Genomic DNA, 12,455 nt, shown 5'->3' with positions numbered 1-12,455 from the left:
AATTTGAATTAAACCATAAATTAGTAGCTGCTAATAATCATAAATAATTTAGATCTCTATCCACGCAACACTTTCATAAATTTCCCTATCTTGCAGCGTTCCGTCTACATCAAAACTGTAGCTTTTACCTAAATGGTTAAATTTATACCCAGTTATCTCACCAAACAAAGGCAGTTTTTTTATCTTTTTATAGTGATTTTTTACAACTTTTGAGATAAATTGAAGCTGTTTATCTAAACTTTTAAAAACCAACTCTTTTTTATCAAAATAAAGATATCGAACGCCTTGCATCATCGCTAGCATAAAAATAGGCTCGGTATTTCTTTTGAAATTTGTATCGATATAAATATAACTATTTCTATATTTATTTACCTCATCGTTTAGCTTTTTTGCCTGATTTAACTCATCTAAAATATCTAAGCCATAAATTTTGGCTAGTTTTAGAACTAAATTTTCAGAAGTGTAAAAATAGTCATAATACCCATTTTGCAAAAACTCATCCAGACTTTTTGCCTGTGTGATTTTTAAAAGAGCTTGATTGAGCTTATCTAAATTATAATAACCTAATTTTTTAACTAAATTTAAGCGCTCATCTAAATTTGTAAGATTTGTTTGAAGTGTTTGAAATATCATTTATTATCCTTTTTAAAAATTTTCGCCGATACATTTTTTGCGATTAGTAATTATAGCTAAATTTTTTATCTTTTTTAAAATAAAAATAAAATGATATAATCATATTTATGAAAAAAATAGTCTTAATTTTATTTATTTTTTCTTTATCTTTTTCAAAAGAGCAAGGAGTGCTATCATCTTTTTGCCTAAGTGGAGCAAATGCCCAAATGGGCGAAAGCATTAGAAATTGTGCAAAGATGTATTTTGATGATTATAATTCAAAAAACAAAAATAAAATTAAATTTAGTGTTTTTGATGATGGGTTTAACTCAGATATTTTTAGAGAAAATATTTTATCAAATTTAGGTAAAAATACCTTTGTTTTTATGCCTTTTGACACGGCAAATTTAAGAAGTATTGCTCCTAAAATTATAAATAAAAATATAATTGTTTTTTCACCTGTTTATGCACCAAATTTTTTAAATTTTAGCGTATTTAAGGGCGTTATAAAAACATTTCCTTCGTTTGATTATGAGATAGAAAATGCGATGAAATTTTTTGTAGATACAAAAAATCTAAGTAAAATTTCTATAATCTATCAAAGCGGAGAGCATGGGGAAGAGGCTTATAACAGCCTTGCAAAAGCCCTAATAAATAGAAATTTAAGCATATTTTCAAGCTCAAGCTATAAAAGAAACTCAAATATAATTGAACCGATTTTAGAAAATATTGATTTAAATAGTGAGCTTGTAGTTTTTGCACTTTTAGATAGGATTTCATTAGAAATTGCAAAAAAATTAAGTAAAAAAAATGAAAATATAAAATTTTTATTTCTAAGTTCTGTTAATCCAATTTATTTTAAAGAACTCAAAAATGCTTATGTTTCTTCATTTTCTCCAGTCTTAAAAGAAGATGATGAGCTTTTAAAACTATATAAAAACTTACTTGTTAAAAATAATTTAGATGAAAAAAATTGCTCTTATAATGCGTTTTTAAATGCATTTTTAGTCTCAAAAATATTTGAAAGCCTAAATTTCAAAGATAGCCCTAAAAATCTATTAATAAATAGAGCAAATCTAATTATAGATAGATATAAATTTTATGAAAAACAAAAAATAATTAAATTTAATGGTGGCAAAATAGAAATTTTATATGAGAATTAAATAATGAATTTTTTAGTAGAACTTATAAAAAAATTAGATTTTAGAAGAAATATAAATTTGCTTGTTATTACAATATTTGTTGCAATTTTTTCTATGCTTTTAGTATTTATATTATTTATATCAAATTTGAAAAATGTAATCAATGATATATATCATTACAACATTTCACCAATTACAAGACTTGAAAATATAAGAGATATCTATAGCTCAAATATTGATTTTCTTATAACAAAATTTGATACAACTTACAATAAAACATATATCGAACTTACTCGTGACAGCATAAATCAAATAATTTTTGAATGGAACGAATATAAAAAAATACCAGAATTTAATGAAAACACACTAACTTTTAAAGAAAAACTAAAAAGAATTTTTTTTAAAACAAGTGAAAATTTTCCATATAACTACTATAAAGCCGACCTTGAGAATAAAATCACAAAAACCTTAAAAGAGGTTGAAAAAACTATTTTAATAGCTTGTGAAGTCGATATACCAGTAGCTGAAATGATGCATTTAAAAAAAGAGTTAATTAGCATAAACACAAACGCGCATTTACTTTTAATCCATCACCTAAAAGAGATAAACAACAAAAAAACAAGAACCGATTACCGCTATATCCAAAGTCTGAAATTTTTATCTTTTTCGCTAATTATTACTATAGTTTTCTTTTTTATGTTAGTTTTTGCACTTACAATAAATTCTAAAAAAATAAATGAAAAACTCGAACTTAGCGTTAAAAGAAAAACAAAAGCCCTAAAAGAGCTAAATGAAAATTTGGAAAAAAGACTTGAAAAAGAACTAATAATTTCTAGAAAAAAAGATCAAACCATTTTTTTACAGTCTAAAAATGCAAGCTTAGGTGAAATGCTTGAAAATGTATCCCATCAATGGCGCCAACCTTTAGGAGCAATTTCTATGATAATACAAAGCTTTGAAACTAAACTTGAAAAAAATAAACTAACTCCTGAGTTTGTAAAAAGCCAAGTAAATGAGGCTATGATTTTGGCAAATGGAATGTCACAAACTTTAGAAGATTTTAGAAGTTTTTATAGTCCAACAAAAGCTAAAAAGACATTTACATTAAATGAAGTTATAAACGATGCAATAAGACTTACTAAGTATTTGCTTCAAAAAAAAGAGATTGAGCTGATTTTTGATAAGAGCCAAGAAATAACAATATACTCTTTTAAAAATGAGCTTTTGCAAGTTTTGATAAACATCATAAATAATGCAAAAGATGCAATAAATGAAAAAGAAGATGTTAAACTTATTTGGATAAAACTTACAAAGCTTGATGGTTTTGCTAGAGTTGAAATTATGGATAATGGTGGTGGAATTGACGCCATCATAATAGATAAAATTTTTGAGCCATATTTTACTACAAAACATAAAAGTTTAGGGACTGGCATTGGGCTTTATATGAGTAAAAACATCGTTGAAAAGCACTTAAAAGGGAATTTATATGTAAAAAATGTTATACTTGAAAGAAATAAAAAAGAGTATAAATGTGCAAATTTAATCATAGATTTGCCCCTAAAGGATAAGTCATGAAAAAAAGAAACTTAGATATATTATCAAATTTTGATATTTTATACATCGAAGATGAAATACATCTGCTTCATCAAACAACAACCGTTTTAGAAGATTTTGTAAGAAATTTATATCCTTGCCAAAACCTGAAAAAAGCCTATGAAGTGCTTGAAAACAAAAATGTTGATGCAATAATTAGTGATATTTTACTTGAAGAAGCAACAGGAATTGAGCTTTTAAAAAATTTAAGAAAAGAAGATAACGATATTCCTATGATTTTTACTACAGCTTATACAGATACAAAATATCTTCTTGAAGCTATAAAATTTGGTGCAAATAATTATCTTGTAAAGCCAATAAACATAAAAGAGCTTTTAAATTCACTTTATGATGTGCTTTTACCAAAGATAAAAGATAAAGAAATTGATAAAAATAAAAATATTATAAGAATGGTGGCTTTGGTAACTGATACAAAAGCAGTTGAAGTAATAAAGTTTATTATTAATAATCTTGATGAAAACTTAGTATTTAACCACACATACAACGACATTATGGACAATATAGATGTTAGCAAACCAACCATTATAAAGCTTTTTAAACAGCTTGGCGATTTAGAAGTTTTAGTAAAACTACAAAATGCAAAATATCAGTTTAACCCATCAAAATTAAACAATGTGGAGATTTAATGAAAATAGACTTACCAAAAGTGGATAAAATCGCAAATTTGGCTGAATTTAAAGACTATTTTTATCCACTTGTTTTAAATTTAACCAAACAAATTATTGAAAAAAAGAGAGAAAAAGCTCTTTTAAATTTAGAGTATAAAGATGAGCAAGGCATTATTGAGGCGATAAAAAGTGAGTGTGAAATTTATGAAAATTTAGAACTAAAACCTTTAATAAATGCAACCGGAGTTGTGATTCACACAAATTTAGGAAGAAGTGTGATAAATGATGAAATTTTAAAAAGAGCTAAAAAAACCATAACTTCATATTCAAATTTAGAATATGACTTAAAAACTGGCAAACGCGGACTAAGATACAACTACACAGCAAAGCTTTGCTCCATGCTTTTTGGCTGCGAAGATGCGCTTATTGTAAATAACAACGCAAGTGCTGTTTTTTTAGTCTTAAACACTTTTGCAAAAGGTGGCGAAGTCGTCGTTAGTAGAGGCGAGTTAGTTGAGATTGGTGGAAGTTTTAGAATACCAGAAGTTATGGCAAGCTCAGGGGCGATTTTGCGTGAGGTTGGCACCACAAATAAAACAAATTTAAATGATTATGAAAACGCGATAAATGAAAATACAAAAATGCTTATGAAAGTTCATCAATCAAACTTCAACATTCAAGGTTTTAGCCAAAATGTAAGTGCAAGTGAAATTTCAAATTTGGCTAAAAAGTGCGGTTTAATAAGCTATTATGACCTAGGAAGTGCTTATGTAAATGAGCTTCCATACTCTTTAAGCTCTCATGAACCACCACTTAAAAAGGTGCTTGAAAGTGATATAAATTTAGTTAGCTTTAGCGGCGATAAACTTTTTGGAAGTGTGCAATGTGGGCTGATTTTGGGTAAAAAAGAGCTGATAGATGAGCTTAAAAAAAACCAACTTTTAAGAATGCTACGAGTTGATAAAATAACTCTAAGTATCCTAAATGAAACCCTAAAAGCCTACATCAACAAAGAATTTAACCTCATCCAAACAACTCATCAAATTTACAAAGACATCGATGAGCTAACCGATATGGCAAATTTAGTAAAAGCAAATGTAGCAGCTCCCTCAAAAGTGGTAAAAACAAAAACTTTTATAGGTGGTGGAACGCTTCCATGTAGGGAGTATCCTAGCATTGCATTAGCTTTTTTGGAAAACCCGATAGAGTTAGAGCAAAAATTTAGAGAAAAAAGAGTTATTGGAAGAATTGAAAATGATAAATTTATGCTTGATTTTAGAAGCATAATGGATAAAGACTTGCAAAATCTAATCAAAATTTGCAACGAAATTTTTAGAGAACAGCCTTAAGGATATTTAATGCAAAGTATGATAATTGGCACCGCAGGACACATAGATCACGGCAAAACTTCACTCATAAAGGCGCTAAATGGCTTTGAGGGTGATGAGATGAAAAGTGAGATCGAAAAGGGCATAACAATTGATTTAAGCTTTTCAAATTTAAAAAAAGGCGATGAAAATATCGCATTTATCGATGTTCCAGGACATGAAAACTTAGTTAAAACTATGATTTCAGGAACCTATGCATTTGATGCAGCGATGCTAGTTGTAGCAAGCAATGACTCTCTTATGCCTCAATCTAAAGAACATATTGAAATTTTATCGCTTCTTGGTGTAAAAAGCATTATTTTATGCATTACAAAGTGCGATTTAACGAGTGCTTCACAGCAGATTAACGCCAAAAACCAAACGCTTAAATTTATAGAAAATTTTAAAAATTTAGAAGTTTTAGAGACTTTTTTTGTTAGCATTAAAGATGAAAATAGCATAAAAGAACTTAGAAATTTTTTATTTACATTAAAACCAAAAAAGAAAGAAGAAAGTGCCTTAACGAGGTATTATATCGATAGAGTTTTTAGTTTTAAAGGCGTTGGGACAATCGTAACTGGAAGCCTAATCGAAGGGGCTATAAAAGAAAATGAAAGGCTTTTTTGCCTTAATTTAAACAAAGAATTTTTAGTAAAAAGCGTTCAAATTCACGATAAATTTAGCAAATTTGCAACCTCGCCAAACAGAGTTGCTTTAAATTTAGCAAACGCAAAAGTAAATGAACTTCAAAAAGGTTTTATTTTAAGCAAAAAAGGTTTTTTTAGGGGTTTTAAAGAAATTGATTGTATATTTTACGGTGAAATTTCACACGAAAGTGAGGTTGTTTTTTGCGTTGGAAGTAGGCAAATTTCAGCAAAAACTTTGATTTTAAGTACGAAAGATAATCAAAGTTTTGTTACATTTAAATTTGATAAAGATATGTTTTTAAAATTTGATGAGTCATTTGTGGTGCTTCAAAACTCACGAGTAATTGGTGGTGGAAGAGTTTTAAACCCAATTAGCGAACCACTTAAAAAAGCTCAAAAAATAGAGTTTTTAAAATGCCTTTTGGAAAAAGATTTTAAAAAAGTTTTTGAGATTTTAACCGCCACTCACAAGCACGGCTTTGGGCTTATCTCATCATTTCAAAGATTTGATCTAACCCATGAAGAAGCTTTAGAAGTCGCAAGCTCGTTAAATCAAGTATTTGTTGATAAAGAGGGGCTTTGTATTTACGGCCTTGAAGCTTTAAGCGATTTAAAAAAAATAATTAAGTTTATATTAGAAAAAAATAAATTTGCTGTTATTTCGGCTCAAAGTATTGCCATTAAAATAACCTGGGCAACAAATGAGTTTGCAAATTTTGCTCTTGATGAATTAGTAAAAGAAAAAATTTTAGAAAAAAACAATCTTTTGTATGTTAAAAAAGGCATTGAATTAAACAGCATTGAAGAAAATTTAACCGATAAAATTTTTAATATTTTAGAAAGTTCAAAACTCACCCCAAAAGCCCCTTACAACATATATGATAACTTAGATATTGATAAAATTATAGGTGATAATATTTTTAAAAGCTTAACAAAATCAAAGAAAATAGTTCGCCTAGCCCATAATCTTTTTGTAACTTCGTCAAATTTAAATCTTGCTATGAAAGAAATTAGAGAAATTATCAAAAAAAATGGTTTTGCAAATGTGCAAATTTTAAAGAAAAATTTAGGGCTTAGCCGTAAATTTGCAATAGCATATCTAGAATATTTAGATAAATTTGATGATATAAAAAATGTAGATAATGATAGAGTGTTTACAAATTTTAATTAAATTGTTTAATATTTAATTATATAATCTAACAGAATTTTTAAAAAAGGTGAAAAATGAAAAAAATAGTTTTAACTTCAATTATTGCAGCAAGCTCAATGTTTGCAGCAACTGATGCAGAAATTAAAAATTTCTTTGAGCAAATGGTACCAGGTCATGCTATGAGCGTAGAAGTAGAAAAAAGAACTCCAATCCCAGGATTAGATGGGTTTGAAGAGGTTATTTATAAAGTAAGCCAAGGTGATTTTAGCCAAAAAGATGCAATTTATACAAAAGGCGATTTTATAGCTCAAGATATTTTTAACATTAAAACAAAAAAAAGCTATAAAGAAGAGTTTATAAATGGTATGATAAATGAAAACATTGCTGAAATTTATAAAAAAGAAGAGGCAAAAAATATAATCAAGCTTGGAAACGACCCTAAAAAAGAAACTTTAATTATGCTAAGTGACGCAGACTGTCCATTTTGTAAAAAAGAGATGGCAAGTATAGAAGAGCATTTAAAAGAAAATAATTATGAAATAATTATGACTTCTATCCACGGACCAGCTTCTCACGCAAAAAGTGCTAAAATTTATGAAGAAACATCTAAAGCAAAAAGCGATGCCGATAAGATCAAAGTTTTTAAAAAATACTATGCTGACAATATCCCAGCAGTTGAGGGAGTAGATCAAAAAGAAATCGATAGACTTAACTCTTTAGCTGAGAAATACTTCAAAGCTGGCGTTCAAGGCGTTCCATTTATTGTAAACAAAAAAGAACTTATAAAATAATAAGATATTAAAGTCCTAATATTTAGGACTTTAAAAAATAACTAATGAGTTGGAATTTTAACTGCTTGAGTGCTGTTTTGATCTTTTAAAAACTCACTAAATTTTGTTTTATTGCTTTCATTTTTATTTATATTGCTAACATTTAAGTCACTTTCTGCAAAAATAAAATTAAAAAATAAAAAAAATAAGATAATTTTTTTCATATTTTTTCCTAATTTGGGTTAAAATTTAAAAGTCTTGCTTTTTTTAAAAACATATTTAAAGCTTTCTTTTCTTTTATGCCAATTTTATAACTTATATAGTTTAAATACCATAAAATTTCAGATTTTTTAACATTTCTTGATTTTGCATAGCTATCTAAAATATATTGAGGAATTTTTACTCTACTTCTTAAAAATGAATTTGTTAAATTCTCATAGGCTTTTTTTGAATCTATAAGACAAAAAACAGCAAAAACAAATGGTAAATTTGTTCTTTCATGCCAAATTTTTCCCATATCATAAAATTTATCAAAACCCTCATCCAGATAACATTTTAATGCCTTATCGCCTATCACAACACTTCCATTTAAGCCTAAAACTTTGCTTAACATATTTGATGTCATAGAAGCTGGATCTAAACTTTTAGATGAGTTTTTTCTAACTAAAACACTTTTAACATCTTTTTTTGCAACAATTCCCATATTTAATTTTTTATATTTTTTTCGCCTACTTTCAACACTTGATATAACAGCAGCATCAACACGCCTATTGTAAAGTTTTTTACAAAGTACACTTGGGACATCTTTTTTAAACTCAATACCCTTTTTTACATAACTTGGAAGCGGATATTTTTTTAAAAACACATGAAAAGGAAGTAAATTTAAATAATCAATCTTTCCAAATAGCATCTTACTCCTTATACGCTAAAACAAGGTTTATGGCAAAATTTCCGTAATATAAAATAGCTCTATCGCCATTTATTGAGATAGAAACTTCATCGCTTGATAAAATTTGGCTTTTTGGGTTTTTTCTTAAAAGTTTAAATTCATTAAAATTTGCATCTTTTAAAACCGCACTTTGAAATCCATCATTACTTCTAAGCTCTACTGCAACGCCATTTAAACCTATAAAATAAATAGCTTTTTGATTTTGTAAATTTAATGAGTTTTTAGAAGCACAACCAATAAATACAAAAATAAAAAAAGCTATAAAAAATCTCATACTAACTTAAGGTATTAAAAACCCTATCCCCAGCATCTCCAAGCCCTGGAACGATATAGCCTTTTTCATTTAAGCCCTCATCTATAGCTGAGACATATACATTGACATCTGGAAATTTTTCACTAAATTTCTTAAGTCCTTCTGGTGCTGCTATAATAGAGATAAATTTAATACTCTTGACGCCTTTTTGTTTTAGAAACTTAACTGCCTCAATAGCTGTTCCACCAGTTGCAAACATTGGATCAATTATAATTGCAGTTCTATTTTTATAATCGTTTGGAAGCTTTGCATAAAAGAAATTTGCTTCTAGACTTTTTTCATCTCTTTGAAATCCTAAAAATCCAACACTTGCATCAGGAATAATCTTAAACACTGCATCAAGCATACCAAGTGCAGCTCGTAAAATCGGGCAAATCATAACTTTTGTTTTTAGTTTTTTGCAATTTGCAGTTGAAACTGGTGTTTGAACTTTTACATCTTTTAATTCTAAATCCCTGCAAGCTTCAAAAATTAAAAGATATGTTATCTCATCAATAAGCATTCTAAATTGAAAAGGATCAGTTTTAATATCTCTTAAAATGGTGAGTTTATGTTCTATTAAAGGATGAGTTATGTGCTTTATATTTTTCATATTTTTCCTTAAGCTTTATGATTGTTTATAATTTTTTCTCTTATATCCCATAGTTTTTGAGATAAATCAACTTTATAACTTTGTGGTTTTATATTTCTTAAATACTCTTCCCACATAGTTTTAAGCTCAGATTGTGTAAATTTAGCTATCTCATTTACACTTTTTTTCTTGCCTACAAATTTACCATCTATAAAAAGTGGTTTTAAAAGTTTTTTAGCATAAAAATTTGAAAGTTTTTTTCTCTTATATGTATAAAGTGGGTGAAAAATTTCTACTTCATTAATATCTTCTAATTTTTCATCATCTAAGGTTATAAGATCTGCTAAAGCTTTGTTTGTGTTTTTATCGTAAAATCTATATACTTGTTTATATCCTGGGTTATTTATCTTTCTTGGGTCATTTGAAATTTTCATTTTAGGCACAATTTTACCATTTTTAACAACCCCGCTTAATTTATAAACCCCGCCAAGTGATGCATCATCGCTTGAAGTTATCATCCTTGTTCCAACACCCCAACTATCAATCTTTGCTCCACCATCTTTTAAATGTTGTATGCTATACTCATCAAGGTCGTTTGAACCAACAATAATAGCTTCTTTAAAGCCGGCATTATCAAGCATAATTCTAGCCTCTTTACTCAAATACTCCAAATCTCCAGAATCTATTCTAATGCCAAGAGGCTTAAAACCTTTTTCTTTTAGCTCTTTAAAAACTGTAATTGCATTTGGAACACCACTACTTAAAGCATCATAAGTATCAACAAGCAAAAGAGCATTGTTTGGATAAATTTTTGCATAAGCTCTAAAACTTTCAAGTTCATTATCAAAACTTTGAACCCAAGAATGAGAGTGCGTTCCAGCTACTTTTATATCAAATTCTTTTGCAGCTTCAACATTTGAAGTTGCCACGCAACCACCTACTATTGAAGCTTTTGCACCATAAAATCCAGCACTTCTACTTTGAGCTCTTCTTAGTCCAAATTCCATAACGCTATCGCCTGCTGCACTTCTTACAATTCTTGAGCTTTTTGTAGCGATTAATGTTTGAAAATTTACAATATTTAAAATAGCAGTTTCAATTAGCTGAGCTTCTAAAATATTTGCTTTTAATCTAATTAGTGGCTCATGTGTAAATACAACACTTCCCTCTTCCATGGCATAAATTTCACCGCTAAATCTAAACTCTTTTAAATAATTTAAAAACTCCTCACTAAAAGAATTTAAACCCTTTAAGTACTTTATATCATCATCGCTAAATTTCAAATTTTGAATATAATCAACCACTTCATTTATACCACAAAGTATGGCATATCCACCATTGCTAGGATGTTTTCTAAAATAAACATCAAAAATGGCTACGGTATCTTTTTTTTCTTCAAAATACCCTTGCATCATACTAAGTTGGTAAAAATCGGTAAAAAGAGCTAAATTTTTCATAGTTTTATTTTTTTAAGTTCTTCTTTATAGGCTTTTTCATCAAATTCTTTAATACCAGCTACGCCACCCTCAAATGCAGCTTTTGCAACTGCTGGAGCAACAGCAAATAAAACTCTTTTGTCAAAAGGATTTGGAATTATATAATCTCTTCCAAAAGAAATTTTATCTACGCCCATCATCTTGCAAACTTCACTTGTAACCTCTTCTCTTGCAAGTTTTGCTAATGCTTTTGCAGCTGCCATTTTCATATCTTCAGTTATATATCTTGCCTCAACATCCAATGCGCCTCTAAAAATATATGGAAAACCTAAAACATTATTTACTTGATTTGGATAGTCACTTCTTCCAGTTCCAACCATCGCATCATCTCTTACTTCTTTTACCTCTTCTGGATAAATTTCAGGCACAGGATTTGCAAGAGCAAAGATTATTGGATCTTTTGCCATTGATTTAACCATATCTTTTGTTAAAATTCCACCTTTGCTGAGTCCTAAAAACATATCTGCACCATTTATCGCATCATCTAAAGTTCTAGCTTCTGTTTCAATGGCAAATTCTTTTTTCTCAGGTGATAAATTATCTCTTTTACTATGAATAACACCTCTTGAATCAAGCATTAAAATGTGTTTTACGCCTACATTTTTATACATTTTAGCGCACGCTATTCCAGCTGCTCCACTTCCACTTACTACTATTTTTATATCTTCTGGTTTTTTTCCATTGATTTTTAAAGCATTTATTAACCCAGCTGTTGTAATAATGGCAGTTCCGTGCTGATCATCGTGCATTACAGGGATATTTGTGCTTGCTTTTAGCTCTTTTTCGACATAAAAACACTCAGGTGCTTTAATATCTTCTAAATTTATTCCACCAAATGTTGGAGAAATTGCTCTGCAAATTTCAACTAATTTTTTAGGATCTGTTTCATTGATCTCAATATCAAAAGCATCTATTCCTGCAAATTTCTTAAATAAAACAGATTTTCCCTCCATTACTGGCTTGCTTGCACTTGCTCCAATATCTCCAAGACCCAAAACTGCAGTTCCATTACTAATTACTGCTACTAGATTTTTTTTATTTGTGTATTTATAAGATAGGCTTTCATCAGCTTCTATTTCTTTGCAAGGTTCTGCAACTCCTGGACTGTAAGCCAAAGTTAAATCGCTTGCACTTTCAAAAGGGGTTTTTACATTTACTTCAATTTTTCCACCAATGTGATAGTTTAAAGCTTCTTCTTTTGTGTATTTTGCCATTA

Annotated in this window: 13 protein-coding genes; 6 read left to right on the top strand and 7 right to left on the bottom strand. The window is 28.7% G+C overall.

Annotated elements, in window-relative coordinates:
• Positions 1 to 48: 48 nt before the first annotated feature.
• Complete coding sequence (locus CURT_RS01170) at positions 49 to 633, bottom strand: hypothetical protein (protein ID WP_018712524.1); 585 nt, start codon at positions 631 to 633, stop codon at positions 49 to 51.
• A 107-nt stretch (positions 634 to 740) separates the two neighbouring features.
• Between CURT_RS01170 and CURT_RS01165 the strand changes: the two genes are divergently transcribed.
• Genes CURT_RS01165 through CURT_RS01140 form a run of 6 tightly spaced genes read left to right on the top strand, consistent with a single transcriptional unit; the run spans position 741 to position 7,931 of the window.
• Complete coding sequence (locus CURT_RS01165) at positions 741 to 1,775, top strand: ABC transporter substrate-binding protein (protein WP_018712525.1); 1,035 nt, start codon at positions 741 to 743, stop codon at positions 1,773 to 1,775.
• A gap of 3 nt (positions 1,776 to 1,778) precedes the next feature.
• Positions 1,779 to 3,329, top strand: coding sequence for a sensor histidine kinase (locus CURT_RS01160; RefSeq protein WP_018712526.1), 1,551 nt, complete (start codon positions 1,779 to 1,781; stop codon positions 3,327 to 3,329).
• A complete protein-coding gene (locus CURT_RS01155) occupies positions 3,326 to 3,994 on the top strand; it encodes a response regulator (RefSeq protein WP_018712527.1) in 669 nt (222 codons plus the stop codon). Before CURT_RS01160 ends, CURT_RS01155 begins: the two co-directional genes overlap by 4 nt.
• Positions 3,994 to 5,325 carry an L-seryl-tRNA(Sec) selenium transferase gene (gene selA / locus CURT_RS01150; RefSeq protein WP_018712528.1) on the top strand — a complete coding sequence of 444 codons (1,332 nt, stop codon included), beginning with the start codon at positions 3,994 to 3,996 and terminating at the stop codon, positions 5,323 to 5,325. The genes CURT_RS01155 and selA overlap by 1 nt, the downstream gene beginning before the upstream one ends.
• A gap of 9 nt (positions 5,326 to 5,334) precedes the next feature.
• Entirely contained in the window at positions 5,335 to 7,161 is a 1,827-nt protein-coding gene (selB, locus tag CURT_RS01145; RefSeq protein ID WP_018712529.1) for a selenocysteine-specific translation elongation factor, read from the top strand.
• Positions 7,162 to 7,214: 53 nt separating this feature from the next.
• A complete protein-coding gene (locus CURT_RS01140; protein ID WP_018712530.1) occupies positions 7,215 to 7,931 on the top strand; it encodes a thioredoxin domain-containing protein in 717 nt (238 codons plus the stop codon).
• A 41-nt stretch (positions 7,932 to 7,972) separates the two neighbouring features.
• On the opposite strand, the gene CURT_RS01135 is transcribed toward CURT_RS01140, so the two are convergent.
• The 6 genes from CURT_RS01135 to CURT_RS01110 are packed head-to-tail and all read right to left on the bottom strand — an operon-like array spanning position 7,973 to position 12,453.
• Positions 7,973 to 8,134: a hypothetical protein gene (locus CURT_RS01135; protein ID WP_018712531.1), complete on the bottom strand. Its 162-nt coding sequence runs from the start codon at positions 8,132 to 8,134 to the stop codon at positions 7,973 to 7,975.
• 8 nt (positions 8,135 to 8,142) lie between these two features.
• Positions 8,143 to 8,820, bottom strand: coding sequence for an MqnA/MqnD/SBP family protein (locus CURT_RS01130; protein ID WP_018712532.1), 678 nt, complete (start codon positions 8,818 to 8,820; stop codon positions 8,143 to 8,145).
• Between the two features lies 1 nt (position 8,821).
• Positions 8,822 to 9,133: a hypothetical protein gene (locus CURT_RS01125; protein WP_018712533.1), complete on the bottom strand. Its 312-nt coding sequence runs from the start codon at positions 9,131 to 9,133 to the stop codon at positions 8,822 to 8,824.
• A 1-nt stretch (position 9,134) separates the two neighbouring features.
• A complete protein-coding gene (upp, locus tag CURT_RS01120; RefSeq protein ID WP_018712534.1) occupies positions 9,135 to 9,764 on the bottom strand; it encodes a uracil phosphoribosyltransferase in 630 nt (209 codons plus the stop codon).
• An 8-nt stretch (positions 9,765 to 9,772) separates the two neighbouring features.
• Positions 9,773 to 11,200, bottom strand: a complete 1,428-nt coding sequence (locus tag CURT_RS01115; RefSeq protein ID WP_018712535.1) for a nicotinate phosphoribosyltransferase — start codon at positions 11,198 to 11,200, stop codon at positions 9,773 to 9,775.
• Positions 11,197 to 12,453 (bottom strand): malic enzyme-like NAD(P)-binding protein, encoded by a 1,257-nt coding sequence (locus CURT_RS01110; protein ID WP_018712536.1) that lies wholly within the window; start codon positions 12,451 to 12,453, stop codon positions 11,197 to 11,199. Before CURT_RS01110 ends, CURT_RS01115 begins: the two co-directional genes overlap by 4 nt.
• Between the last annotated feature and the right edge of the window lie 2 nt (positions 12,454 to 12,455).

Source organism: Campylobacter ureolyticus, assembly GCF_013372225.1.
GTDB classification, from domain to species: Bacteria; Campylobacterota; Campylobacteria; order Campylobacterales; family Campylobacteraceae; genus Campylobacter_B; species Campylobacter_B ureolyticus.
This window is presented reverse-complemented; position numbering and strand designations above follow the sequence as displayed.